This is a genomic window from Xanthomonas hortorum (assembly GCF_024339125.1).
GTDB lineage: Bacteria > Pseudomonadota > Gammaproteobacteria > Xanthomonadales > Xanthomonadaceae > Xanthomonas > Xanthomonas hortorum.
Genome location: NZ_CP101417.1, coordinates 1,958,808 through 1,984,977 on the forward strand (window position 1 = coordinate 1,958,808; position 26,170 = coordinate 1,984,977).

21 protein-coding genes are annotated in these 26,170 nt (G+C 65.9%); 8 read left to right on the forward strand and 13 right to left on the reverse strand.

Translation table 11 applies throughout. The features are described 5' to 3' along the window. The first annotated feature begins 33 nt into the window (after positions 1-33). On the forward strand, positions 34-645 hold the full coding sequence (locus NMB96_RS08210; protein ID WP_006448992.1) for a PH domain-containing protein: 612 nt from the start codon (positions 34-36) through the stop codon (positions 643-645). Positions 646-886: 241 nt separating this feature from the next. Here NMB96_RS08210 and speE read toward each other — a convergent pair whose 3' ends face one another. Further along, positions 887-1,744 carry a polyamine aminopropyltransferase gene (gene speE, locus NMB96_RS08215; protein ID WP_023905479.1) on the reverse strand — a complete coding sequence of 286 codons (858 nt, stop codon included), beginning with the start codon at positions 1,742-1,744 and terminating at the stop codon, positions 887-889. Positions 1,745-1,978: 234 nt separating this feature from the next. On the opposite strand from speE, the gene speA reads away from it, so the two are divergent. The 4 genes from speA to NMB96_RS08235 all read left to right on the forward strand — a co-directional run bounded on the left by speA (position 1,979) and on the right by NMB96_RS08235 (position 11,469). Continuing rightward, positions 1,979-3,865 (forward strand): arginine decarboxylase, encoded by a 1,887-nt coding sequence (gene speA, locus NMB96_RS08220; RefSeq protein WP_023905478.1) that lies wholly within the window; start codon positions 1,979-1,981, stop codon positions 3,863-3,865. Between the two features lie 954 nt (positions 3,866-4,819). Next, the gene (locus NMB96_RS08225; RefSeq protein ID WP_255086647.1) at positions 4,820-8,803 is read left to right on the forward strand and encodes an amino acid adenylation domain-containing protein; all 3,984 of its coding nucleotides are present in this window, start codon (positions 4,820-4,822) and stop codon (positions 8,801-8,803) included. Further along, a complete protein-coding gene (locus NMB96_RS08230) occupies positions 8,796-10,133 on the forward strand; it encodes a glycosyltransferase (RefSeq protein ID WP_023905476.1) in 1,338 nt (445 codons plus the stop codon). The genes NMB96_RS08225 and NMB96_RS08230 overlap by 8 nt, the downstream gene beginning before the upstream one ends. A 208-nt stretch (positions 10,134-10,341) precedes the next feature. Then, positions 10,342-11,469, forward strand: coding sequence for an acyltransferase family protein (locus NMB96_RS08235; RefSeq protein WP_183086916.1), 1,128 nt, complete (start codon positions 10,342-10,344; stop codon positions 11,467-11,469). Positions 11,470-11,634: 165 nt separating this feature from the next. Here NMB96_RS08235 and NMB96_RS08240 read toward each other — a convergent pair whose 3' ends face one another. The 4 genes from NMB96_RS08240 to radC all read right to left on the reverse strand — a co-directional run bounded on the left by NMB96_RS08240 (position 11,635) and on the right by radC (position 15,950). Then, positions 11,635-12,390, reverse strand: coding sequence for an SDR family NAD(P)-dependent oxidoreductase (locus tag NMB96_RS08240; RefSeq protein ID WP_023905473.1), 756 nt, complete (start codon positions 12,388-12,390; stop codon positions 11,635-11,637). A 162-nt stretch (positions 12,391-12,552) separates the two neighbouring features. Further along, positions 12,553-13,452: an SPOR domain-containing protein gene (locus NMB96_RS08245; RefSeq protein WP_023905472.1), complete on the reverse strand. Its 900-nt coding sequence runs from the start codon at positions 13,450-13,452 to the stop codon at positions 12,553-12,555. Between the two features lie 45 nt (positions 13,453-13,497). Continuing rightward, positions 13,498-15,186: an arginine--tRNA ligase gene (argS, locus tag NMB96_RS08250; protein WP_023905471.1), complete on the reverse strand. Its 1,689-nt coding sequence runs from the start codon at positions 15,184-15,186 to the stop codon at positions 13,498-13,500. 86 nt (positions 15,187-15,272) lie between these two features. Continuing rightward, positions 15,273-15,950 carry a RadC family protein gene (radC, locus tag NMB96_RS08255; RefSeq protein ID WP_043889513.1) on the reverse strand — a complete coding sequence of 226 codons (678 nt, stop codon included), beginning with the start codon at positions 15,948-15,950 and terminating at the stop codon, positions 15,273-15,275. A gap of 96 nt (positions 15,951-16,046) precedes the next feature. Here radC and coaBC point away from each other — a divergent pair, with 96 nt between their 5' ends. The 3 genes from coaBC to NMB96_RS08270 are packed head-to-tail and all read left to right on the forward strand — an operon-like array spanning position 16,047 to position 20,131. Next, a complete protein-coding gene (gene coaBC / locus NMB96_RS08260) occupies positions 16,047-17,306 on the forward strand; it encodes a bifunctional phosphopantothenoylcysteine decarboxylase/phosphopantothenate--cysteine ligase CoaBC (protein WP_023905469.1) in 1,260 nt (419 codons plus the stop codon). Then, entirely contained in the window at positions 17,303-17,770 is a 468-nt protein-coding gene (dut, locus tag NMB96_RS08265; RefSeq protein WP_006448981.1) for a dUTP diphosphatase, read from the forward strand. The genes coaBC and dut overlap by 4 nt, the downstream gene beginning before the upstream one ends. A 12-nt stretch (positions 17,771-17,782) precedes the next feature. Beyond that, positions 17,783-20,131 (forward strand): phosphomannomutase/phosphoglucomutase, encoded by a 2,349-nt coding sequence (locus NMB96_RS08270; RefSeq protein ID WP_023905468.1) that lies wholly within the window; start codon positions 17,783-17,785, stop codon positions 20,129-20,131. Positions 20,132-20,242: 111 nt separating this feature from the next. Here NMB96_RS08270 and NMB96_RS08275 read toward each other — a convergent pair whose 3' ends face one another. The 8 genes from NMB96_RS08275 to NMB96_RS08310 form a co-directional block, all read right to left on the reverse strand. Beyond that, positions 20,243-20,776, reverse strand: coding sequence for a hypothetical protein (locus NMB96_RS08275; protein ID WP_255086648.1), 534 nt, complete (start codon positions 20,774-20,776; stop codon positions 20,243-20,245). Between the two features lie 259 nt (positions 20,777-21,035). After that, positions 21,036-21,377, reverse strand: coding sequence for a lipid-A-disaccharide synthase N-terminal domain-containing protein (locus NMB96_RS08280; protein ID WP_023905466.1), 342 nt, complete (start codon positions 21,375-21,377; stop codon positions 21,036-21,038). Continuing rightward, positions 21,377-22,099, reverse strand: coding sequence for a glycosyltransferase family 2 protein (locus NMB96_RS08285; RefSeq protein WP_006448977.1), 723 nt, complete (start codon positions 22,097-22,099; stop codon positions 21,377-21,379). The genes NMB96_RS08280 and NMB96_RS08285 overlap by 1 nt, the downstream gene beginning before the upstream one ends. Positions 22,100-22,233: 134 nt before the next feature. Continuing rightward, positions 22,234-23,199 carry an SDR family NAD(P)-dependent oxidoreductase gene (locus NMB96_RS08290; protein WP_023905465.1) on the reverse strand — a complete coding sequence of 322 codons (966 nt, stop codon included), beginning with the start codon at positions 23,197-23,199 and terminating at the stop codon, positions 22,234-22,236. A 99-nt stretch (positions 23,200-23,298) separates the two neighbouring features. Continuing rightward, positions 23,299-23,607 carry a helix-hairpin-helix domain-containing protein gene (locus NMB96_RS08295; protein ID WP_043907425.1) on the reverse strand — a complete coding sequence of 103 codons (309 nt, stop codon included), beginning with the start codon at positions 23,605-23,607 and terminating at the stop codon, positions 23,299-23,301. A 34-nt stretch (positions 23,608-23,641) separates the two neighbouring features. Continuing rightward, positions 23,642-24,571: a ParB/RepB/Spo0J family partition protein gene (locus NMB96_RS08300; protein ID WP_023905462.1), complete on the reverse strand. Its 930-nt coding sequence runs from the start codon at positions 24,569-24,571 to the stop codon at positions 23,642-23,644. After that, positions 24,571-25,368: a ParA family protein gene (locus tag NMB96_RS08305; protein ID WP_023905461.1), complete on the reverse strand. Its 798-nt coding sequence runs from the start codon at positions 25,366-25,368 to the stop codon at positions 24,571-24,573. The genes NMB96_RS08300 and NMB96_RS08305 overlap by 1 nt, the downstream gene beginning before the upstream one ends. Before the next feature lie 115 nt (positions 25,369-25,483). Next, positions 25,484-26,164 carry a hypothetical protein gene (locus tag NMB96_RS08310; protein WP_023905460.1) on the reverse strand — a complete coding sequence of 227 codons (681 nt, stop codon included), beginning with the start codon at positions 26,162-26,164 and terminating at the stop codon, positions 25,484-25,486. Positions 26,165-26,170 lie beyond the last annotated feature (6 nt).

The window sequence follows — 26,170 nt, forward strand, 5'->3', positions numbered from 1 at the left end:
CGCTGCGGCGCAAGCAATCACGACGAGGAAGGTATGGAGGTCTTTACGCAATTCCTGACCGACGAGCAGGACCCGGTGGCCGTGGGCAAGATCCTGCCCAAGGTGAACGAGTTGCTGACCCGCGACGAGCAGGTCGAGTACATCGCGGTGCAAAAGAAGATGGTGATGAACTTGTCGCCGGCCGCAGTGGTGCTGACCAATCGCAGATTCATCGTTGTACACCCCACGCTGTTCGGGATGACGTTTCGCGATGTCCCCTGGCGCGAGGTGCTCGACGTGCATATGAGCGAGCAGATGCTGGGCGCGACGATCATGTGCCGCACCACGCAGGGCGGCTACCTGTCCATCGACAGCCTGCCCAAGAAACAGGCACGGCGGGTCTACGCCTATGCCCAGCAGGTGGAAGAATCGGCCCACGAAAAACGTCAGCAGCTGGAGTTCGACAAGTTGCGTGCGTCGGCCGGCGGTGTGGTGGTGCATGCGCCTGCAGCGCAGGGCGTGGCGCCTTCAGTGCCAGCGACTGCGGTGGCCGGCGCGGATGATCCGATGCAGGTGCTGAGCAAGCTCAAGCAGTTGCTGGATGCCGGGTTGGTGACCCAGGAAGAATTCGACGCCAAGAAGGCTGAAGTGCTGGCACGGCTCTAGGGCTGGCAAACGAAGAACGGGGCTGGCGGTACTGCGCGCACAAGCCTCAGGTAGATGCGTGCCCGCAGCAGGGGAGTCGCAGTGCACACGTGACCCCTGCCATGCTGCGCGACACTGCCAGCACGCCTGTAAACGGTGCTGTCCTCGCCCCCCAATCTGCAGAATCAGCGCACGCGAACGAGGCGCCGGTTCTTTTCAATCGGGCCGGCGCGCAGCAAGCGGCGCCGGCCCGATGACATGCTTACTCGCCCAGCGCCTTGGCCACGAACGGCGGTGCGACCAGCACGCCGGTATGCAGGTGCGCGGTGTAGTACAGCGTCTCGAAGCCCTTGGCCTGCGCATCGTTTTGGCGGAACGCGAAATCGGCGTTGGCCTGCTTGCTGGCCATGGTCACGCTCCACCAGCCGGTGGGGTAGCACGGCTGCGGGAACGGCAGGGTCTTGAACGACTGGAAGCCGGCCTTGCCCATTTCGGTGCGCATTTCCTTGATCAGCTCCAACAGCGCCAGTGGCGATTCGGACTGCTGCACCAGGATGCCGTCGTCCTTCAGCGCCTTGAAGCAGCTGTCGTAGAACGCCTTGTTGAACAGGCCTTCGGCCGGGCCGACCGGGTCGGTGGAATCGACGATCACGATATCCACGCTGCCGGCCGGGCAGTTGGCCATGTAGGCCACGCCGTCGTCGAACAGCAGCTCGGCACGCTTATCGTGGTTGGAATCGCACAGCTCGGGGAAATACTTCTCCGACATGCGCGTGACCTGCTCGTCGATATCGCACTGGGTGGCACTTTCCACGCCCGGGTGCTTGAGCACCTCGCGCAGCGTGCCGCAGTCGCCGCCGCCGATGATCACCACGCGCTTGGGCGCGGCGTGGGTGAACAGCGCCGGGTGGCTGATCATCTCGTGATAGAAAAAGTTGTCGCGGGTGGTGAGCATCACCGCGCCATCGATGAGCATCAGCTTGCCCCAGTCGGTGGTCTGGTAGATCTCGATCTTCTGGAACGGGGACTGCACCTCGTCCAGCTTGCCGCTGATGCGGAAGCCGATCGCCGAGCCGGTCGGCTGGAAGTGTTCGATGTACCAGTTGTCGTTGGCGCTCATGCAAAATCCTAAAAAGAAGGGGGCTGTTCCTTCTCCCACCGGGAGAAGGTGGCGCAAAGCGCCGGATGAGGGTCGGGCGCAGCCTCATGCACCAAGCTGCTGACGGCAATACCGAACCCTCACCAACCCCACTCCAACCAGGAGCGGGGCATCAAGTCGGCGCGGATTGTAACGGACCCTGCGCGTGCCAGGCGTTACACTTCACGCCCTTTTTGCCCCAGCCGAGTCAGCGAAATGAGCGATTGGTCCCTCGACCAAGCCCGCAAGACCTATTCGATCCCGCATTGGGCCGACGGGTATTTCGATGTGAACGCTGCCGGACACATCGTGGTCACCCCGACCACCGATGGCCCGTCGGTGTCGCTGCCCGAGGTGGTGGATGCCGCGCGCGCAGCCGGCGCCAAGCTGCCGCTGCTGGTGCGCTTCCCGGACATCCTGGGCCAGCGCCTGGGCAAGCTGCAGGCGGCGTTCGCTCAGGCGCAGTCCGAGTGGGACTACGCCGGCGGCTACACGGCCGTGTATCCGATCAAGGTCAACCAGCATCGCGGCGTGGCTGGCACGCTGGCCAGCCACCACGGCGAGGGCTTTGGCCTGGAAGCGGGCAGCAAGCCGGAGCTGATGGCGGTGCTGGCGCTGTCGCGTCCGGGCGGGTTGATCGTCTGCAACGGTTACAAGGACCGCGAATACATTCGCCTGGCACTGATCGGGCGCAAGCTCGGCCTGCAGACCTTCATCGTCATCGAAAAGCCCTCCGAGCTGAAGCTGGTGCTGGAAGAAGCGCGCGCGCTGGAGGTCAAGCCGGGCCTGGGCGTGCGCATGCGGCTGGCCTCGCTGGGCGCCGGCAAATGGCAGAACAGCGGCGGCGACAAGGCCAAGTTCGGGCTGTCGCCGCGCCAGGTGCTCGATCTGTGGAAGACGCTGCGCGACACCGAGTACGCCGACTGCCTGCAGTTGCTGCATTTCCACATGGGCTCGCAGATTTCCAACGTGCGCGACATCGCCAACGGCATGCGCGAGGCCACGCGCTATTTCGTGGAGCTCTCGCGCCTGGGCGCCAAGATCAGCCACGTGGATGTCGGCGGTGGCCTGGGTATCGATTATGAAGGCACCCGTTCGCGCAGCTATTGCTCGATCAACTATGGCCTGCATTCCTACGCCAGCAATATCGTGCAGCCGCTGGCCAATGCCTGCGAAGAACACGGCCTGACCCCGCCGCGCATCGTCACCGAATGCGGCCGCGCGATGACCGCGCACCATGCGGTGCTGATCGCCAACGTGTCCGAAGTGGAGCAGGCGCCGGAAGGCCGCGTGCCCGACGCGCACGACGACGAACCGGCGGCGATCCGCCACCTGCGCGAGATCCACGACGAACTGGATGTGCGCCCGGCGGTGGAACTGTTCCAGGAGGCGCAGCACTTCCATGCCGAAGGCCTGAGTGCGTATGCACTGGGCCAGATCGACCTGACCCATCGCGCGCGTATCGACGATCTGTTCTACGCGATCGCCCACGGCGTGCGTGCACGCCTGAGCTTCGACGAAAAGAGCCACCGCCCGGTGCTGGACGAGCTCAACGAGCGGCTGGTGGACAAGTACTTCGTCAACTTCAGCGTGTTCGAATCGATCCCGGATGTGTGGGCGATCGACCAGGTGTTCCCGATCGTGCCGATCGAGCGCTTGAACGAAGCGCCGCAACGGCGCGGCATCATCGCCGACATGACCTGCGATTCGGACGGCATGGTCAAGACCTACGTCGAGAACGAAAGCCTGGACAGCTCGATGCCGCTGCACACGTTGAACCCGGGCGAGAGCTATCGCATCGGCTTTTTCCTGGTCGGCGCCTACCAGGAAATCCTCGGCGATATCCATAACCTGTTCGGCGATACCGATGCGGTGGAAGTGGCCGTGGACGGCGACGGCTATCGCATTGCGCAGCAGCGCCGTGGCGATACCACCGATGTGATGCTGGACTACGTGGGTTATCAGCTGGACACGCTGCGCGCGACCTATGCCGAGCGCATCGCCGCCGCGCAGCTGTCGCCGGAGCGTGCGCAGGAATTGCACGACGCCTTGGAAGCCGGGCTGACCGGTTACACCTATCTGTCCGATGAACCGTTGGGCTGAAGCAGTACGCGCGCCGCGGCCGACGCCGTGGCGCGCAGGCAGTGCCGATGCAAGATCAGCACTGCCTGCGCGCCGCCAGAGCTGCGTAGAAGAGCTGCATAGAACGAGTGAGCAGTCGTAAAGCGGGCGCGGCCGGTGATCGGCCTTGGCATGATCTGTTGGGCACCGCCCTGCCAGCGCGCCTTGAGGGCCGCTTGCCACCGCTCAGTCACGCACGCATGACCCCAGGCAGACGCGCACCGGCGCAGTCCACATAAAACAGCGCACTGTGACCCGCGCGACCCCGCGCCGTTGATCTACAGAGTGCCGCAGTCGTATGACATCCAAACGACCGATGCATGATCGAACGAATGCGCGCGATAGATGTCGCAAGCGAGGCCGCATGTTGTGCAGTGATTTGTCTGGTAGCGCAGCTATATCAACGCTGCCACGCGCAGTGGTCTTATGCATTGCGGTCTTTTATGCAATGCGGAGAACGCAAATCCGCCTGCAATTTCGCCTGCAATCGCGCACCTGCCGCATCGACGCGACATGCGTCGCGTTTTGTGTGTGGCGCTGCATGCAGCGCCGAATCCCCCAAACAGACGTGTGTATCCAGAACACTAACTGCAATCACACTTCATTAAAAAAAATTTGCAGGAACGCGCAATTCGTGATTTTTGCACGGTTCATTGTGTTGCCCGATTGTTAGTGTTTATTAACTTGCCGGGAAGCAAGTGCTTCAAGAAAAACGCAGTTGCACGTCTTGGTGTCATCTGCGTGCCACTGCGTTGTACGTCTCCATTGTGCGTCTTTATCGAGTGTTCCAACTGCGTATCGCCGGCCTCTGCCGGTGGTCGATGGTGTTTTCTACCTAAACGTTTTTTAGGCCAAGTGCTGATCCGGCGTCTCGTTGACCGCATTGCGGGCAAGACCCGTTGGGCGACTGCGCGCCACACAAGAAGGATGCACGCAATGCACGCTGACGCCTCTCCCGTGATTCCCCTGACCAAAGCGCAACGCGGCCTGTGGGTCGCCAGCAAGTTGCACACCGACAACACCTTGATGTTGTCCGAAGCGTTGGAGATGTTCGGCCCACTCGATCCGCAGCTATTGCTACGCGCCAGCATGCAGCTGACGCGCGAGTTCGACACGCTGCGGCTGTGCATCGTCGAGCACGATGGCGTGCCCGGCCAGGTCATCCGTTCCGAGTACACGGCCGCCATTCCCTACTTCAATCTCAGCGAGGATCCCTCGCCGCGCAACGCGGCCGAGCATTGGGTGGACGAACAAATCCGCAAGCCGGAAAATCTGCAGGACGGGCCGTTGTGGCATTGCGCGGTCTTCCGTCTTGGCGAAGATCACCATATGTGGGTGCAGTGCGTGAGCCATCTGGTGATGGATGGCTATTGCGCATCGATCATGATGCAACGCATGGCGGTGCTCTATAACGCCTACGCTACCGATAGCGAGCCGGAACCTGCGCAGTACGGCAGTGCGCTGTCGTTGAACGAACTTGAGCGGCATTATCGCGAGTCCGATCGCTTTCAGCGCGATCGCAGCTACTGGATGCAACAGCTGGCCGATCTGCCGCCGCCGGCCACCTTGGCGCGGCCGGGCAATCAGCTGTCCACCGGGTTGTTGCGTGGCACCGGGCAGTTTTCGCCGCAGCAGGTGGTGCGTTTGCGTGCGCTGGGCAAGGACTATGGCGCCAGCCTGCCGCAGATGCTGATCTCGCTGATTGCCGCGTATTACTACCGCTGCACCGGTGCCGAGGATCTGGTGATCGCAATGCCGGTGACCGGCCGCATCAATGCGCGTTACCGGCAAACCGCCGGGCTGGTGGCCAACGTGATTTCGCTGCGTTTGAAGATGGATCCGCAGCAGCCGATCCATCACTTGTTCGCGCAGGTGTCCTCGGTGGTCAAGCATGCCTTGCGGCACCAGCAATACCGCTTCGAGGATGTGCGTCGCGACCTGGGCGTGTTCGGCATCGAACAGAAGTTCGCGCGGCTGGCGGTGAATATCGAGGCCTTCGATTACGCGCTGCGCTTCGGCGAGGCGTATGCCGTGCCGCACAACCTCTGCAACGGTCCGGCCGACGATCTGACCATCTTCTGCTACGAGCGTGGCGATGGCGCGGCGTTGCGCTTCGATCTGGATGCCAACCCGGCGTTGTACGACAGCGACGAGCTGGCAGAACATTGCCGCCGCCTGACCCACCTGGCCGATGCGGTATTGGCAGATCCGGAGTGCGCACTCGGCCTGATCGATGTGCTGGGTCACGACGAACGCCAGCGGCTGCTGCACACCTGGAACGACACCGCTGCGCCACTGCCGGAGCCGAGCACGCTGCTGCACGGCATGCTGCAGCGCGCCGAACTGATGCCGGCGGCGGTGGTGGTGCAATACGACAACCGCACGCTGGATTACGCCACGCTCTGCGAGCTTGCCTCGCGCGTCGCCGCGCAGTGGGTGGCCGACGGCGTGGGCCCAGGCGATGTGGTCGCCATCGCGTTGCCGCGCAGCGAGCAATTGCTGGTGGCCTTGCTGGCGGTGATGTGGAGCGGCGCGGCCTATCTGCCGCTGGACCCGGAAAGCCCGGCCGCGCGCAATCGGCAGATGCTCAACGATTCCGGCGCCATCGCGCTGGTCTGCGAGCCGGCGTTGTGCGAGCGCTATCTGCTCGGTGGCATGGTGTGGCTGGACCCGCGCCCGGCGGTGTTGCCGGCGGCGATCGCACCGCTCGCCACGCCGGATGGCACCGCCTACGTGTTGTACACCTCCGGCTCGACCGGTGCGCCCAAGGGCGTGGAAATCAGCCATCGCAATCTGTTCAATTTCCTGCATGCGATGGAGCACGAACTGGCATTGCGCCCGCGCGACCGTGTGCTGGCAGTCACCACCATCACCTTCGATATCGCCGGGCTGGAGTTGTACCTGCCGCTGCTGGTGGGCGCCCGCGTGATCATCGCACCGGCCGGCATCACCCACGATCCACGCAGCCTGTCGCGCCTGATCGCACACGAGCAGATCAGCGTGGTGCAGGCCACGCCGTCGTTGTGGCGCATCCTGTTGGCCAACCAGGATCTGGCACTGGACCGTATCCACGCACTGGTCGGCGGTGAGGCCCTGGTGCCGGAGTTGGCGACGCAGTTGCTGAGCCGGGTGGGGCGCCTGACCCAGTTGTACGGGCCAACCGAAACCACCATCTGGTCGACCATCATGCCGTTGCAGCTGACCGACGCCGCAGCCCCACCCATCGGCAGGCCGCTGCTCAATACGCGCGTCTACGTGCTGGATGCGCAGCGGCAGCCGCTCCCCACCGGTGCGATCGGCGAGCTGTATATCGGCGGCGCGGGCGTGGCCAAGGGCTATCGCGGCAAGCGCCAGCTGACCAGCGAGCGCTTTGTGCGCGACCCGTTTGCCGACGACGGCAGCAGCATGTACCGCACCGGCGACCGCGTGCGTCAGCGTCGCGACGGCATGCTGGAGTTCATCGGCCGTGCGGACGCGCAATTGAAGATCCGCGGCCATCGCGTGGAGCCGGCCGAAATCGAAAACGCCTTGCTGCTGCATTCGCAGGTAGCCCAGGCGGTGGTGGTTGGTCATAGCGATGGCGACAACAACGCGTTGCAGTTGCTGGCCTATGTGGTGGGCAAGCACGGCACCATGCCGGCGACCGAGCTGCTGCGCGCGCATCTGCAGCAACGCTTGCCTGCGTCGATGATTCCCACGCTGTGGATGCCGCTGGAGGCACTGCCGCTGACACCCAACGGCAAGCTGGATCGTCGCGCATTGCCGTCACCTGGCGCATTGCCGCAGCGCGCGCATGTAGCGCCACGCGATGCGCTCGAACACCAACTGGCAGCGATGTTGCAGGACGTGCTGGGCATTGAAGTGGTGGGGGTGGAAGACAACTTCTTCGAACTCGGCGGCGACTCGCTGCGCGCGGCAGAAATGGCCGCGCGCTTCCCGCAGATGTTCGGCGTCGAACTGCCGCTGGGCACGCTGTTCCATGCGCCGACGATTGCCGGCCTGGCCGAGGTGATCAAGCGCAGCGCGCAGACCCCGAACGATCCGCTCGGCGTGCTGTTGCCGTTGCGTGCGGGTACGCCGGGCACCACGCCGCTGTTCTGCATCCATCCGGTGGTTGGTCTGGGCTGGTCGTATCTCACCCTGCTCGGTCAGCTCGATCCGCAGTGGCCGGTGTATGCATTGCAGTCGCCGGCATTGAGCGACCCGCAGCATCGCCCGGAAAGCATCGAGGCGATCGCGCGCGATTACCTGGCCCGTCTGCGCAGCGTGCAGCCGCACGGGCCGTACCGGCTGATCGGCTGGTCGCTGGGCGGCTTGATCGCCCATGCCATCACCGCCGAGTTGCATGCGCTTGGCGAAGAAGTCGAGTTGCTGGCAATGCTCGACAGCTACCCGCATCTGGAGCAGGCCGCATCGCTGCCGGAATCGGAGAACGTGCGTGCATCGGTGCATGCGCTGGGCCTGACGCTGGCACACGGCCAGCCGATGCCGACCACGGTGGCCGAACTGGCCAGCCTGCTATGCGATCACTACGGGTTGAACGATTTGCCCGCGGTGCGCCAGCTGCTCGAACAACGCCCCACGCTGCTGGACGACATGGGCGGTATGACCCAGCACCACCTGCAGCTGGCGCGGCGTCATCGGCCCAAGCCGCTGGACCAGGATGTGGTGTTCGTCGAAGCAAGCGTGCGCATGACCTCCGGCGGCGACGATGCAGTGTGGGTGGATTACCGGCCGCAGGCCTGGCGCCCGTACGTGCGCAATCTGCATCTGCATACCTTGGACAGCGACCATCATTCGATGCTGTCGTCCACGCATTCGGCCACGCTCAGCGCGTTGCTGCACGCGGCCACTGCGAAAGCCACACAACGCGATGGCAGCATCGCCACCGCCAGCGACGGGGTGGCCGAATATGCCTGAGTCACTGCATACGCCGGCACGTCACCGCCCGGTACTGATCGCCACCCTGGGCACGCATGGCGATGTGCGCCCGATCATCGCGCTGGGCCGCGGCCTGCAGGAGCGCGGTTATCCGGTGCGGGTGCTGACCAGCGCCAACTTCGAATCCCTGATCCGCGCCAATGGGCTGGAATTCTTCCCGCTCAGCGGCGACCACCAGAAGCTGTTGCAGGGCCATCCCAATGTCGCCGAGATGCGCGGTGGCTGGCGCGGCATCTGGGGCACCTTGCGCGCACAACTGATGGACTGGGCGCGCGACTGGGCCGAGCAGGGCCGCGCGGCCTGTGCCGATGCCGGTTTGATTCTCGGCGTGGGCAGCGCGAGCTTGCTGGCACATAGCCTGGGCCAGGCCTACGGCCTGCCGGTGGTATTCACGCAATTGCAGCCGCTGACCGCCTCGCGCCATGTGCCGTTGATGGTGATGCCCACCGTGCGTCTGCCCGGGCTGGTGAGTGTGGCACTGCATCACGCGGTGCGCTTTGCCGGCTGGCAGCTGATGCGCCCGGCGCTCAACGGCATCGTGCGCCCGGCATTGGGGCTGCCGGCGTATCCGTGGAGTGGTCCCGACCGCAGCGCGCAGCGCGTGGTCTATGGCTATAGCGAGCATCTGTGCCCACGTCCGCCGGACTGGCCGGACCGAGCCCAGGTCGCCGGTTTCTGGCAGTTGCCGCAGCCGCAGTGGCAGCCGCCGGCCGCGCTGGAAGCGTTTCTGCAGGCCGGCCCGCCGCCGCTGTATATCGGCTTCGGCAGCATGATCAGCACCGATGCGGCGCAGCTCACCGCCATCGTCAAGGCGGCGGTGCGTCTGACCGGTCAACGCGCGTTGCTGGCCAGCGGCTGGGGCGGGCTGGCGGCCGGGGAAGACGCGTCCGACGATGTGGAGCGCTTCTTCCAGTTGGAACAGGCACCGCACGATTGGCTGTTCCCGCGGGTGTCGGTCGCGGTGCATCACGGCGGTGCCGGCACGACCGGTGCGGCGCTGGCTGCGGGGATTCCGTCGGTGGTGCTGCCGTTCGGCTACGACCAACCGTTCTGGGCGCATTGCCTGGCCCAGCGCGGCGTCGCGCCGCCGGCGCTCGCACGCGTTGGATTGCAGCCGGAAACCTTGGCCGATGCCATCGGCCAGGCCAGCGCGCCGAGCATGCGCGCAGCGGCACGCGTGCTGGGGCAGCGCATCCGTGAGGAGGACGGGATCAGCCGGGCGGTGGATCAGCTGGAAGCATGGGGATTGCTGCAACCGGCGGTGTCGGTGGCGCCGACCGAGCGCATCGAGCAGCAGGCCGTCGCGTGATACAGACCGTCGTGTGATGGATGACGCTGTGGGGGAACCACAGCGTCGACAGCGGATTGGCTGCGGCAATGCGGCTGGGCATTACCGCAGGTCTCTGAGTGCGGCACGGGTGAGGTGCCGGGCGTGTTGCTGCGGCCAACGTCGATGCTGGCATCGCTGCATCGGCGTGATGCGGCACAATCGGGCTCCCTCGCCTTGCATCGTCCGCATGCGCTATCCCGCCCTCGATCTGCTGCGTGGCATCGCCATCGTCTGGGTGATGCTGTTCCATTCCTTCGTGGTCGGCGGCCTGGGGCCGGACTGGGCGTGGTTGTCCCGTTACGGCTGGATGGGCGTGGACCTGTTCTTCGTGTTGAGCGGTTTTCTGATCGGCACGCAGGTGCTGCGGCCGCTGGCGCACGGGCAAGGCCTGGACTTCAAGGCGTTCTATCTGCGCCGCGCGTTCCGCATCCTGCCGGCGTTTCTGGTGGTGCTGGCGATCTACATGGCGTGGCCGGAGTTTCGTGAGTCGCCCGGGTTGGCACCGTGGTGGATGTTCGTCAGCTTCACCCTGAACCTGTTCGTCGATTACGGCCGCGATGCCGCGTTCTCGCACGCCTGGTCGCTGTGCGTGGAAGAACATTTCTATCTGGTGTTTCCGTTGCTCGCGACGCTGTTGATGCGTCGGCTCTCGGCCGCGCGCTTTGTCGTGCTCTGCGTGCTGGTGGTGGTTGCAGGTATCGCGCTGCGTGCCGGCATCTGGTGGCACAACACCGTCCTGGACAGCGCCGGTGCCGGCCTGCGCCGCAACTGGTTTGTCGAAGACATCTATTACCCGACCTGGAACCGTCTGGACGGTCTGCTGGCCGGTGTCGTCCTGGCGGTGCTCAAGATCTTCCGCCCCACGCTGTGGCAACGGCTGCAGCAGCGCGGCAACGCGGTGCTGTGTGCCGGCATTGCGATTCTGGCGCTGGCGTTGTGGCTGTTTCGCGAGCGCACCGGCCTGATCGGCAATGCGTTGGGCTGGCCGGTGTTGTCGTTGGGGCTCGCCTTGCTGGTGCTGGCCGGCACCGCCACCCGCGGCGTGCTTGGCGGCCTGCGCGTGCCGGGCGCGGCGTGGCTGGCGGGCATTTCCTACAGCCTGTATCTGACCCACAAGGCCGTGTTCCATCTCACCCAGGGCTGGTTCGGCCCGGCGCTGGAGGGGCGTGGCGTGCTGGCATTTGCGGTGTATGGCCTGATGGCAGTGCTGGGCGGTGCGGTCTTGCACTACGCGGTGGAGCGCCCGTTCCTGCAGCTGCGCGACAAGATGCTGCGGCCAGGCGCACGGCCGTTGGCTGCCGCTGATCGCGCCTGACCGGGCATCGCAAAACGCCGCGCAATGCGCGGCGTTGTCGTCATCTCTGGCAGTGCGCCAGTTCCAGCGCCGCACCGAGCTTGGATGCTGCGCGATCTGCGCACGCGCCAATCAACACATCATCGGGTCGCGGCGCGACCGAGGCATTGGCGTTGCAGGCCAACGTTACTGCGCGTCGCGCGCCACCTGGAAACCGGCGAACGACTGCGTGACCGGCATGATTTCCAGCCGATTGATATTCAGATGCGCGGGCAGGCTGGCGACATAGAAGATCTGCTCGGCGATGTCCTCGGCAGTCATCGGCGTAGCGCCGCGATACAGCGTGTCGGAGGCAGCCTGGTTGCCGCCGGTGCGCACCAGGGTGAATTCGGTTTCGGCCATGCCCGGTTCGATCGAGGTCACGCGCACGCCGGTGCCGTGCAGGTCCGCGCGCAGACCCAGCGAAAACTGCTGCACGAACGCCTTGGTGCCGCCGTACACGTTGCCGCCGGTGTACGGGTAGGTCGCCGCCACCGAGGCGATGTTGATGATCGCGCCGCAGCGTGCGATCAACGCCGGCAACAGGCGGTGGGTGAGGGTGACCAGGGCAGTGACGTTGGTGTCGATCATCTGCTGCCACTGCGTCAGGTCGGCCTGCTGTGCAGGCGCGGTGCCCAGCGCCAGGCCGGCGTTGTTGACCAGCACATCGATGTCGGCGAAGTCAGCCGGCAATGCATCGATCGCTGCCGACAAGGCCTGCGCATCGCGCATGTCGAACGTGGCGGTGTGCACCTGGCCGGCGGGCAGTTCGGCGGCCAGCGCCTCCAGGCGCTCGGCGCGCCGGCCGGTGGCGATGATCTTCCAGCCGGCAGCAGCAAAACGGCGCACGGCGGCGCTGCCGAATCCGGAGGTGGCGCCAGTGATCAGAACGGTCTTGGACATGGGGATAACTCCTGCGAAGGGGGATCAGGCGAAGCAATCAGGTGTGGCGACCGTGCCGGATGCGCGTGCCGCTGCAAGGCGTGCGTGGAGCCGGGCTGCACCGAGCGGCTTGCGCGCAACGACGTCGTAGCAACAGGCCGCAAGCGCGATCCGACACTGTCGCTACTGCGCCTTGATGGCGATGGCAGGCAATCCGCTGCCGGTCAGTTTCTGCTTGGCTTCGGCCAGTTCGCCGGCGCTGCCATACGGCCCCATGCGCACGCGGTAGACGGTTTTGCCGCTGATTTCGGCTGATTCCACGCGTGCGGCCAGGCCCATCATCGCCAGCTTGGCCTTGGTCGATTCGGCATCGCCGGAGGCGCCGAACGAGCCGGCCTGCAGGATGTAGCGGGTGTTGTCTGTCACTGCAGGTGCAGCCGCCGTCGTTGCCGCTGCGGTCGTCGCAGCCGGTTTTGGCGCTGCAGTTGCAGGTGCGGCGGCAGCCGGCGTGGTGAGCGCTGCGGTGCTGGCCGGCGCCGGTGTCGCCGCCGGACGCGCAGGCGCAGTTTCCGCCAACGGCTTGGGCGCGCTGGCGGCGGTTTCGTTCAACGGCACCGGCACGCTGGCGGCCGGCGTGGCTGCAGCAACACGTGCTGCTGCACCCGGTGCAGGCGCAACCGGCTTGCCTTCCAGTGCCGCACGCGCACGCGCGGCTTCTTCGGCGCGCGCACTGGCCGCCAGTTCGGCATCGGACATCTGTACTTCCTTGCCGGGCAGCAAGGTGTAGAAGTCGTACTGCGTCTGCGCATCGCCGGGTTTGGCTTGCGGCTTGGGCGGTTGTGCGCTGGGCTTGGGCAGGTCGGCCGGCGTATCCACGTCGGCATCTGCCACCGGCTCGGGCTGCGCATCGGGATTGGCGCGCGGGCCCACGCGCAGGAAGCCGTCGCCGTCCTTTTTGAACAGGTTGGGCGCTGCCAGAAAGATCACTGCCGCAATCGCGGCGCCCGCCACCAACCACACCCAACCGGGGGTGCCATTGCTGGTGTTGCGTCGCGCCTGACTCTTACCGCGTCGTGCTGCCATCTACCACTTCTCCGAATCACGTCGTTGCGGGCCGTGCGGCCCGACTTACATCTTTTCTGGGGCGCTGACGCCGAGCAGTTCCAGGCCGTTAGCGAGCACCTGTTGCGTGGCGACGGCGAGGGTGAGTTTGGCGTCGCGCTCTGCGGCATCGTCCACCAGCAGTTTGGTGTTGTGATACCACGTGTGGAAGGCGTGCGCCAATTCACGCAGGTATTGCGCAATTTGATACGGCTCCAGCGTCTGGCCGGCGATTTCGACCACTTCCGCATAGCGCGACAGCTCGACCATGACGTTGAGCGAATGCTCGTCATCCAGACGCGCCAGCTCGGCCAACCCATGCGCCTGCTCGTACTTGTAGCCTTTTTCCAGCGCCTGACGCAGCACGCTGCACACGCGGGCATGTGCGTACTGCACATAGAACACCGGGTTGTCGTTGCTCTGCTGACGGGCCAGGTCGATGTCGAAGGTGAGCTGCGAATCGGGCTTGCGCGCGATCAGGAACCAGCGCACCGCATCGGCGCTGGTTTCTTCGATCAGATCGCGCAGGGTGACGTAGCTGCCGGCACGCTTGGACAGCTTCACCTCTTCGCCGCCGCGCATCACCGTGACCATCTGGTGCAGCACGTATTCCGGCCAGCCCTGCGGGATGCCCAGTTCCAAAGCCTGCAGGCCGGCGCGCACGCGCGTCAGCGAGCCGTGGTGGTCAGCGCCGAGCTCGGTGATCGCGCGCTCGTAGCCGCGCTGCCACTTGGTCAGGTGATAGGCCACGTCCGGCACGAAGTAGGTGTAGGTGCCGTCGGACTTGCGCATCACCCGGTCCTTGTCGTCGCCGAAGTCGGTGGACTTCAACCACAACGCGCCGCCTTCCTCGTAGGTGTGGCCGGAAGCGATCAGCTTCTGCACGGCTTCTTCGACCTTGCCGTCCTTGTACAGCGAGCTTTCCAGGAAATAGATATCGAAATCGACGCGGAATGCGGCCAGGTCGTGGTTCTGCTCGTTACGCAGATAGGCCACCGCGAAGCGGCGGATCGCGTCGAAATCGGCAGGATCCTTGCCGCCGGTGACCAGATGGCCTTCCAGGTCGACGGTATCGCCGGCCAGGTAGGCGTTGGCGACATCGGCGATGTAGTCGCCGCGGTAGCCGTTCTCCGGCCAGCCGTCGCTGTCGGGGGTGAGCCCTTGCGCGCGCGCCTGCACCGACAACGCCAGGTTCTCGATCTGCACGCCGGCATCGTTGTAGTAGAACTCGCGCTTGACGTTCCAGCCGTTGGCATCGAGCACGCGCGCCAGGCTGTCGCCGATCGCCGCCGCGCGGCCGTGGCCGACATGCAGCGGGCCGGTCGGGTTGGCCGAGACGTACTCCACGCCCACCGAGCGGCCATTGCCGGCCAGCCCGCGGCCGTAGTCGGGGCCCTGCTTGATCACATGCGCCACTTCGCGCTGGTAGGCGGAGGGTGTCAGGTGGAAGTTGATGAAGCCCGGGCCGGCGATCTCCACCTTGGCCACCTCGTCGCTGGCCGGCAATGCGGCCACCAGGGCCTGCGCCAGTGCGCGCGGATTGGAGCGTGCAGGCTTGGCCAGCAGCATCGCGGCATTGGTGGCGAAGTCGCCGTGTTCGCGCGTCTTGGGCCGCTCGACCACAAAATCCGGCGGCAGGGTGTCGGCAGGCAGGGTGCCGTTGGCGCGCAAGGCTTCAATGCCTTGGCCGATCAGTGCGCGGAGTTGGGCTTTCACGTAGGATCTGCTTGGAACGAAACCACCGATTTTACCCGACCGCGCGCCCCCGGGTCCGGCAGACGGTTCAGGTCACCGCCGCGTTGTCATTCCAGCCAGCCGCGCTCGGCCAGCGACACCGGGCGGCCGTCGCCGATCACGAAGTGGTCGAGCAGGCGGATCTCAACCAGATCCAGTGCCTCCAGCAAACGTGTGGTAACCGCGCGGTCGGCCTCGGAGGGCTCCGGGTTGCCGGACGGATGGTTGTGCCCGACGATCACGGCTGCTGCATTGTGCAGTAGCGCCCGTCGAACCACTTCGCGCGTATGGATGTCGGCGCCATCAAGCGTGCCTGTGAACAATTCCTCGAAGGCGATGGCGTGATGTTTGGTATCCAGGTACAGCACCGCGAATACCTCGTACGCCTTTGCACGTAGTCGCTGCGAAAAATAGCGGCCGACGCTGGGTGGGTCGCTGAGCGCTTCGCCGCGCTCCAGCTCGCTCATCAGGTGACGGTGTGCCAGTTCCAGTGCCGCGTTGAGCTTGCAGGCCGAGGCGGGCCCAAGGCCGGGCAGGCGCGCCAGGGCCGGGGCCGGGCGATCCAGCAGCACGCGCAGCGGGCCGTGGCGAAGCAGCAGATCGCGCGCAGTGCGCACCGCGTCCTGGCCGCGCAGACCGGAACCGACAAAGATCGCCAGCAGCTCGGCATCGGATAACGCAGTCGCCCCGCGCGCCAGAAGTTTCTCGCGCGGGCGTTCGTCGGTGGGCCAGTCGTGAATGTGCATATGGCGAGATTGCCGGTGCTCATCGCTCACGCCTATCAGGCCAGGCGGGGGCATCGGCTAATCTAGTTGTCCTTGTAACCGTAGGACGACTCCGACGTGATCGGCTCCACTCAGGCCCGCCCCCTGGACGGACAGCGCTTGCTGCTGTGCGTCGGCGGAGGCATTGCCGCTTACAAATCGCTCGAACTGGTCCGTCGCCTGCGCGACGCCGGCGCGCAGGTGCAGGTCGCCATGACCAGCGGCGCACAACAATTCGTCACCCCGCTCAGCTTCCAGGCGCTGTCCGGGCAGCCCACCCGCACCACCTTGTGGGACAGCGCCGCCGAGCAGGCGATGGGGCATATCGAACTGGCGCGTTGGGCCGATCAGGTGATCGTCGCCCCGGCCACCGCCGACCTGCTGGCGCGTCTGGCGCATGGCCTGGCCGACGACCTGGTCACCACGCTGTGCCTGGCCACCACCGCGCCGCTGACCGTGGCTCCGGCGATGAATCACCGCATGTGGCTGCATCCGGCCACCCAGGCCAACGTGGCGACCCTGTCCGCACGCGGCGTGCGCGTGATCGGCCCGGACGACGGCCCGTTGGCCGAAGGCGAATCCGGCCCCGGCCGGTTGGCCGAGCCGGCCGCGATCATCGCTGCGCTGGTCGGCACCGCCGCGCCTGCCGCCTCCAGGAGCGCAGCTGCGCCGGCCTTCGTGCCCGGCAGTGCGCAACTGGAAGGTTTACGCATCGTGATCAGTGCCGGCCCCACCTTCGAGGACCTGGACCCGGTGCGCTACGTCGGCAACCGCAGCAGCGGCAAGATGGGCTATGCGCTGGCCGCCGCCGCCGCCAGCCAGGGCGCCGACGTGGTGCTGGTCAGCGGCCCGGTGCACCAGACCACCCCGGCCGGCGTACAACGGATCGACGTGCGCTCGGCGGCGCAGATGCGCGATGCGGTGCTGGGCGCGTTTCCGGCCGACATCTACATCGGTGCCGCCGCAGTGGCCGACTACACCCCCAAACGGGTGGTCGCGCAGAAGATCAAGAAGACCGGCGAAACGCTGACCCTGGAACTGGTGCGCACCCCGGACATCCTGGCCGAAGTCGCTGCGCAGACCGGCGCACTGAAGCTGGTGGTCGGTTTTGCAGCCGAAACGCACGACGTGGAGCACTATGCGCGTGGCAAGCTCGCCGCCAAACGGCTGGACCTGATCATCGCCAATCAGGTGGGGATCGAAGGCGGCGGCTTCGAAAGCGACAACAACGCCGCCATCGCCTATTGGCAGGGTGGCGAACGTGGCTTCCCCAGCAGCAGCAAAACCGAATTGGCCGAGCAACTGCTGGCCCTGATCGCGGAGAGATTGCAGGCATGAGCCACCCAACCCAGTCCTTGCAAGTGAAGTTGCTTGACCCACGCTTCGGCGACCTGTGGCCGTTGCCGGCCTATGCCACCGAAGCCAGCGCAGGCATGGACCTGCGCGCTGCGCTGGAAGCACCGATGACGCTGGAGCCGGGCGATGCGGCGCTGATCCCCAGCGGCATCGCGATTCATCTGGCCGACCCGCAGCTGTGCGCGGTGATCCTGCCGCGCTCGGGCCTGGGCCATCGCCACGGCATCGTGCTCGGCAACGGCACCGGCCTGATCGATGCCGATTACCAGGGGCCGCTGCTGATCAGCACCTGGAATCGCGGCCGTGCCGCCTTCACCATCGAGCCGGGCGATCGCATCGCGCAGCTGGTGATCCTGCCGATCGTGCGCGTGGGCTTGCAAGTGGTGGATACTTTCGTCGACAGCGCGCGGGGAGCGGGTGGATTTGGCCACACCGGCGTGCGCTGACGGGGGCGTCATATGAGCAAAGCGAGCGAGCGCAGCCAGGCCGCGTCCGGCATGCGCACGAGTGGTCCGGTGTTGGGGGGCGTGTTGTTGCTGCTGGCAGCCTGGTTCGGCTGGAGCGGCTACGCGCAATGGCGCGAAGACGCGATGACGCAGGACCTCGAGCAGGCGCGCGACCGCGCCGTGCAGGACGTCAGCCAGGCCATGGCCAAGCAGGCCAGCCAGCTCGACGCCGTGCTCAAGCAGCCGCAGGTCATCGCCGCGTTGGCCAATGGCGATGCGCTCGCCGCCGCTTCGGCCATCCGCGAGCGCTTCAAGGGCGCCGAAGACGTGCAGGTGCTGTCTGGCGATCTGACCGCCGCCTATGAAAATCCCAAGGACTTCGGCTATGCGCGGCTGAGCCTGCTCGAGTCGGCGCTGGTCGGCAAACGTGCGCAGGTGCATGTGGTGCGCGACGCCAAGCAGGTCCGCCTCGGCGTGGCGGCAGCGGTGACTTTAGGTACGCAGCCGGCCGTGGCGTATGCGCGCCTGCCGCTGTTGCGGTTGACCGGCCCGCTGGATGCGATCGCAGTGCCCGGCAGCGCCTATCTGGCATTGCGCCAGGGCAGCTACAACGTCGCCGAGCAGGGCGATACCGGGCTGGCCGACGCCGCCGAAACGCTGGCCAGGCCGCTGGGCGACAGCGGTCTGCGCGTTGCCGCTGCCGTGCGGCAGAGCGACAGCGGCCCGTTGGGTCTTGGCGCAGTTGGCTGCGCGATCGTGGCGTCGCTGTTGCTCGTCATCGCCGTGCTACTGGTACTTGCCAGCCGGGGCCGTGTCGCCTTGCCGCGCCGACGCGTGGCAAGCGAATCGACGGCCGACGAACCTACCTTCGGTCAAAGCCTGCAGCACGATGCCAGCGTTGCCAGCCAGGCACGCGCGCTGGACCAGGACGCGGCCGCATCCGCGCCGCCCGCCCTGGTGCCGGCGGTGCAGATCGCCACCGAGATGTTCCGTGCCTATGACATCCGCGGCGTGGTCGGCAAGGACTTGAATCCTGGCGTTGCCGCGCTGATCGGCCAGGCCATCGGCAGCGTGATGCAGGCGCAGGGCCTGCGCGAGGTGGTGGTCGGCCGCGACGGGCGCCTGTCGGGCCCGGAGCTTGCCAACGGCCTGATCGAAGGCCTGCGCCGCGCCGGCTGCAGCGTGATCGACATCGGTCTGGCACCGACGCCAGTGGTGTATTTCGGCGCCTACGAACTGCGCGCCGGCAGCTGCGTGGCGGTGACCGGCAGCCACAATCCGCCCGACTACAACGGCTTCAAGATCGTGATCGGCGGCGAGACCCTGTCGGGCGCGGCGATCACCGACCTGCACCAGCGCATCAACCAAGGCCGCCTGCACACCGCAGCGGCGCCCGGCGAACTGGAACAGCGCGACATCAGCGATGCCTATATCCAGCGCATCGCCGACGACGTGCAGCTGGACCGCCCGATCAAGGTGGTGGTGGATGCCGGCAACGGCGTGGCCGGCGATATCGCACCGCGACTGCTGGAGGCGATCGGCGCCGAAGTCATTCCGCTGTACTGCGATGTCGATGGCACCTTTCCCAATCATCACCCCGACCCGAGCGAGCCGCACAATCTCGACGATCTGGTGAACATGGTGCAGCGCTTCGATGCGGATATCGGCGTGGCCTTCGATGGCGATGCCGACCGTCTGGGCGTGGTCACCAAGGAAGGCGCCATCGTGTTTCCCGACCGCCTGCTGATGCTGTTCGCCGCCGACGTGCTGCAGCGCAACCCCGGCGCGCTGGTGATCTACGACGTCAAATGCACCGGCAAGCTGTCCGACTACGTGTTGCGCAATGGCGGCAGCCCGTTGATGTGGAAGACCGGGCATTCGCTGATCAAGTCCAAGATGCGCGAGACCGACGCCGAACTGGCCGGCGAGATGAGCGGGCACTTCTTCTTCAAAGAGCGCTGGTACGGTTTCGACGACGGCATCTATGCCGCCGCGCGCCTGCTGGAAATCCTGGCCCAGCGCGAGGAAACCCCGTCCGAAGTGCTGAACGCGCTACCCGAAAGCGTGTCCACGCCGGAGATCAAGGTGCCGGTCGACGGCGATGCGCATGCGCTGGTGGCGCGCTTTGTCGAACGTGCGCAGGCCAGCGAAGAATCGCCGTTCGAATCGGCGCGGCTCTCCACGATCGACGGACTGCGGGCGGACTTCGCCGACGGCTGGGGCCTGGTGCGTGCCTCCAACACCACGCCGATCTTGGTGCTGCGGTTCGAAGCCGACACCGAGGCTGCATTGAACCGGATCCGCGCGTTGTTCCGCAGCGAATTGCAGGCCTTGCTGCCAGAGCATCCGTTGGCGTTTTGATCGACAGGTGAGTGACGGGCGACCGCTCTGCCGGTATGGCGGCAGAGTAGGTCGTGAGCAGCCGTTGCAGATCAAACGCCGCTTGAAGCTGGCAGCCCGGGGCGATCACAATCACGCGCCCCCAAGACCTGCCATGCATAGGCGGTCATCCGGCGCCGGAATGGCAGCGTCGTTCCCGGCGTTGTCGTGCAACAACCAGATCGCGTCCCAATACGGATACCCACCGATCTGCTCGGCCAGTCCCGCACGCAACGGCAACGCGACCAGCGAGCGCGCGAACTGGCGGTGATCGGCCTGCAGCGGAAGTGCCGACGCCTGCATCTGCGGCTGCCACACCGTTCCGCCACGGCCACGCGCGCGATTGACCGCCTCGCCAGCCGCCTGTCGCGCGACAACAGCCATCTGCAGCAGCGCAGCCTTGCCCGGTGCCTGCAGCAAGGCGCACCAACTGTCCGGCAGCAGCACCCAGCACAGCAGGCGCGCACCATGCCAGTGACCGGCCATCGCAAGGCTCGCTGCCGCCGCCCGCGCGCAGCGCCAGTCCGCAAACAGCGGTACGTGTTGATGCGTCTGCAAACGCAGATGCCAGTACACCGCAGTGGGCGCTGGCATGGAGACGGGGCGATGAAGCAAGGCGCTGGACATGACCCCAGCATGTCGATGGCCTTATCGGAGCGGCATCGGCGATGCGCGTCATCTCAGGTCGGTAACCATCGCAGCGCGATGTACGAACAAACGCATTGACTCTCGGAGATCGCGCGCCTGGCGTTATCCACTGCAGAGTAGAGCCGATGCAGCGTGCTCCATCAGCTCAGTTGCGCAGCCAGCATCACCTCAAACGCCTGAAGACTGGGGCACCAGTGCCGCACTTGCGAATCCCCAATCCCGACTCTCCAATCCCCGCTCAATGCACCGCCCGATTTCGCTTCCAGCCGCGATGCTTCACATCCAGATACAGGCTATAGAACGCGGTAAACGCCGGAAACAGGTTCTGCAGCACACCCACCGAATCCTGCTTGGCCGAGAACACGAAATAGCTCAGCGTCATCAGGCTGCCGACCACGCTCATGTACCAGAACATGCGCGGAATCACCGGCTTGCCGGCGCGCTTGGAGGCGACGAACTGCACCAGCCAGCGGCCGCCGAACATCAGCGCGCCCACATAGCCGATCAGCTTCCAGCCGGTGACATGCAGCCCGGTCCAGTACAGCCAGGTCAGCGGTTGGTCCAGCCAATGCAGTTCCATCAGCGCTCCTGCACCACGGTGCGCTTGCTGCGGGTGATCAACCAGGCCACGCCACGCAGGTCGCGGATGCCGACCAGGGCGCGATTGAGGTTGTTGTACTTGGACACGCCGGCAGTGCGATGGCGGTGGTGTACCGGCACGCTCACCGTGCGCCAGCCGGCGCGCTGCATCAGCGCCGGCAGATAGCGGTGCATATGGTCGAAGTAGGGCAGGTCCAGAAACGCCTCGCGCTCGAACAGCTTGATGCCGCAGCCGGTGTCGGGGGTGTTGTCGTGCAGCATGCGCGAGCGGATCGCATTGGCCCACTTGCTGGCCCAGCGCTTGGACCCCGAATCCTGGCGATTGACCCGCCAGCCGGCGAACAGCTTCACCTGTGTCTCGGCGCTGGCACGCGCGGTCAGCAGTTTGGGAATGTCGGCCGGGTCGTTCTGGCCGTCGCCATCGAGCGTGGCGATCCAGCTTGCACGCGCCGCCTTGACGCCGTTGCGCACTGCCGTGCTCTGGCCGCTCTGGGTGACGTGATGCAGCACGCGCAGTTCCGGCGTGGTGGTCTTCAGGCCTTGCAGCACCGCCAGCGTATCGTCGCGCGAGTGGTCGTCGACATAGACGATTTCGAACGCCACCAGCCCGCGCAACGCAGCGACGATTTCGCCAACCAGCGCGGCGACGTTATCGCGCTCATTGAACACCGGGACGACAACGGAAAGCTGAGGTTGGCTCATGGATTCGTGGTGGCCAGATGAAGGCTGAGCGAAAAAGATCGCGCATTGTGCCCTGACTGTCTGAGTCAGGCATGAAGCGAACGTGCGTTGTGCGCGGTGGAGCGAATGGAAAGCGGTCTGTAGCGTGTTGGATGCTAAGCGCGATCGCCGAAATAGCGGCGGCACCAGTCCACCACCTGCGGCAAGCCATGTTCGACCGGAGTGGCCGGCTCAAAGCCGAACGCGGCCTGCGCGCGCTGCGTATCGGCCATGGTGCGGACCATGTCGCCCGGCTGCATCGGCCGGTAGACCTTCTCGGCCGGGCGGCCGGCGGCCTGCGCGATCACGTCGATGAAGTATTCCAGCTCCACCGGAGTGTGGTTGCCCAGGTTGAACACCCGGTGCGGCACCGGCTCGCTGCTAGGTGTGTCCAGGGCGCCCAGCACGCCGGCCACGATGTCGTCGACGAAGGTGAAATCGCGCTGCATCTTGCCGTGGTTGAACACCTCGATCGGCCGCCCCGCCAGCACCGCGCGGCTGAAGATCAGCGGCGCCATGTCGGGCCGGCCCCACGGCCCATACACGGTGAAGAAGCGCAGGCCCGTCGCGCGCAGGCCGTACAACTGCGCGTAGGTGTAGCCCATCAGCTCATTGGCGGCCTTGGTCGCCGCATACAGCGAGCGTGGCTGGTCCACGCGCTGCTCTTCGGAGAACGGCGGGGTCGCCGAGTCGCCATACACCGAGCTGCTCGAGGCATACACCAGATGCTGCACGCCCCGATGCCGGCACAGCTCCAGCATGTTGACGAAACCGACCAGGTTGCTGTCGACGTAGGCGGATGGATTTTCCAGCGAGTAACGCACCCCGGCCTGCGCGGCCAGATGCACCACGCGCGTGGGCTGGATCTCATCGAACAACGCGGCCAAGCCATCACGGTCGGTCAGATCCAGCGTGCGGATGTCGATGTCCGGGCACAGCGCCGCCACCCGGTCGCGCTTGAGCTGCGGGTCGTAGTAGCTGTTGTAGTTGTCCAGGCCCACCACCGTCTCACCACGCGCAGCCAGCGCGCGGCAGGTGTAGGCACCGATGAAACCGGCAGCGCCGGTCACGAGAATGGTCATGGAAGTTGTCCTGGAGATTTTGAGTGGCAAAAGGGAGGCGAAACGCGACGCTGGACCACTCCGAAGCGCTTCCTGGCGACGTTCGCTCACCCATCGCACTCACCCCATGCTGAGCGGTGCTTCGCTGGCCAGTTTGGCTTTGCGTTCGGCGCTGAACGACCACCACGGGCCCGGCGCCTCGCCTTCCATGAAACGCACGATCGACAGGAACACATCGATCACGCACGGATCGTGCAGCACGCCGGTGCGCAGGCATAGCTGCGCGTACATGTCGTAGGCATCGCGGCCGCGCAGCTGCGCGGGCACACGGATGCCGATCAGACGCAGATCCTTTTCGCAGGCCGGCCCGACGTTCGGCAGGTCGGTCAGACACAGCAGATGATTGCGATCGACCTTGGCGGGATGCATAGCCGGAATGATCCTCTTGCGCGGATGCAGGAACTCAGCTGCGCTGGGCGCGTAAACGTTCCAGCACGCCATCCAGCGTGTCCAGGTCGGTGTAGTGGATCACCAGCTTGCCCTTGCCGCCGCGGCCGTGGTTGAACACCACCTTGGTGCCCAGCGACTCGGACAGCTCGGTTTCCAGCGAGGCGATGTCGGCCTGCGGTGCGGCGGCGGCCGGCTTGCCCTTGCGCAACGATCCGGGCACCTTGCCGGCGGCGAACTGCTGCGCGCGGTGTTCCACCTCACGCACCGACCAACCCTGGTCGGCCGCTTCCTGCGCCAGCTTGCTGGCCAGTTCCGGCGCCAGGGTGAGCAGCGCACGCGCATGGCCCATTTCCAGACGGCGGGTTTCCAGCAGCACCCGGATCGCCACCGGCAATTCCAGCAACCGCAGCAGGTTGGACACAGACGCACGCGAACGGCCTACCGCACCGGCAGCCTCGGCGTGGGTCAGCGAAAATTCGTCGATCAGCCGCTGCAGCGCCTGCGCTTCTTCCAGCGGGTTGAGATCTTCGCGCTGGATGTTCTCGATCAGCGCCATCGCGATGACGGTGCGGTCGTCCAGCTCGCGCACCACCACCGGCACCTCGGTCAGCCCGGCCAGTTGCGAGGCGCGCCAGCGGCGTTCGCCGGCCACGATCTCGAACTGCCCCGGTGCCAGCTCGCGCGCCACGATCGGCTGGATCACGCCCTGCGCCTTGATCGATTCGGCCAGCTCGGCCAGCTTGACCTCGTCCATCTCCTTACGCGGCTGGTACTTGCCCGGCTGCAACTGGGTGACCGGCAACTGGCGCAAGCTGTCGCCCGGCTGCAAGGCGTCTTCGCTGGCTGCGCTCGGTGCCGCTGCGGCGGCTGCGCCCTTCGGTCCCAACAGCGCTTCCAGGCCGCGGCCCAGACCACGCTTCTTTGCGGGGATCGGCTTGCTCATCAAACGGTCTCCACGGGCCGGTAGGCCTTGTTGCGATCGTTCTGGCGGCGCACGATCTCGCCGGCCAGCCCCAGGTACGCCACGCCACCGCGCGAGGTGCGGTCGTAACCGAGGATGCTCTGGCCGTGGCTGGGCGCCTCGGCCAGGCGCACGTTGCGCGGCACGATGGTGCGGAACACCTTGTCGCCGAAATGCTGGGTCAACTCGGCCGACACCGCATTGGCCAGGTTGTTGCGGATGTCGAACATCGTGCGCAGCACGCCTTCGATTTCCAGCGCCGGATTGAGGTTGGCGCGCAGCGCCTCGATGGTTTCCAGCAAGGCAGTGAGTCCTTCCAGCGCGTAGTACTCGCACTGCATCGGCACGATGATCGAGTCGGCGGCGGTCAACGCATTGAGCGTGAGCAGCGACAACGCCGGCGGGCAGTCGATCAGGATGAAGTCGTACTCGTCGCGGATCGGCGCCAGGGCGCGCTTGAGCCGCTGTTCGCGCTCGCTCTGATCCATCAGCTGGATCTCGGCGGCGGTCAGGTCGATGTTGCCTGGCAGCAAATCGAAGCCTTCCGGCGCGGTCACCCGGATCTCGGCAGCGGTGTTTTCGCCCAGCAGCAGGTCGCAGGTGGAGGCGGCCACATCGCGCTTGTCGATGCCGCTGCCCATGGTGGCGTTGCCCTGCGAGTCCAGATCCACCAGCAACACACGCTTGGGCGCGCGCGCCAGGCCGGCCGCCAGATTGACTGCTGTCGTGGTCTTGCCGACGCCGCCTTTCTGGTTGGCAATGGCGATGATCCGGGCCATGCGGGAGAGCCTCGTGGGCAAGGAGTAAGACCGGCCATTATGCGGGCAGGGCGTCGGATCGGGAAATGCCGCCCGCAGCAGCGCGCCGCGCCGGCGGGAATGACGGCTGCGCCAGTCAGCCGCTCGGCGAAGTGCCGGCCGGCGGCTCCTTCATGGCCCGGTAGCGCAGCAGGATGTCGGCGATTTCGCCGTCCAGTGCCACCCGTTGCTGCTCGAAACTGGTCTGCAACCGCAATTGCGCCATCAGCTCGCGATGGCGCTGTTGGATGTCGCCGGCCAGCTTGTCGGCAACGGCTTGACCGGCCAGTTCGCGATCACCGGCAGTGCGCAGCATGCTGGCCAGCCCCTCGCGCAGGCTGGTCACATTGAAGCGCGCGGTGTGGATGTTGTTGTCGACGATGGCGATGCGCTCATTGAAGACCCGGCGCAGGTCGTCCTCGTTTTGGTAGGACATCAACATCGCCTGGTCGGTGCGCTGGCGCATCTGCTCGGCGGCCAGATCGGCCTGGCGTTGCTGCTCGCTGGCCGCGGCGGCGGCACGCTCGTCGCTGCTCATCGCGCGCTGCACCTCGGCGCTGCGCATGCCGCTCTTGACGTTGAATTCGTCGCGCGCCTGGTTCACCGCCTCCGGCGGCAGCGTGTCGCTGCACACACGGGCGCCGTTCTGGTTCCAGCAATACAGCTTTTTCGCGGCCGGTTTGTCCTGCGCACTGGCGGGCGCGGCGGCGATCGTTGTCGCAACGACAGCTGCCGCCGCAGCGGCGAGTAACGCCAAACGGATGTGTATCGGCATCATCGCAGC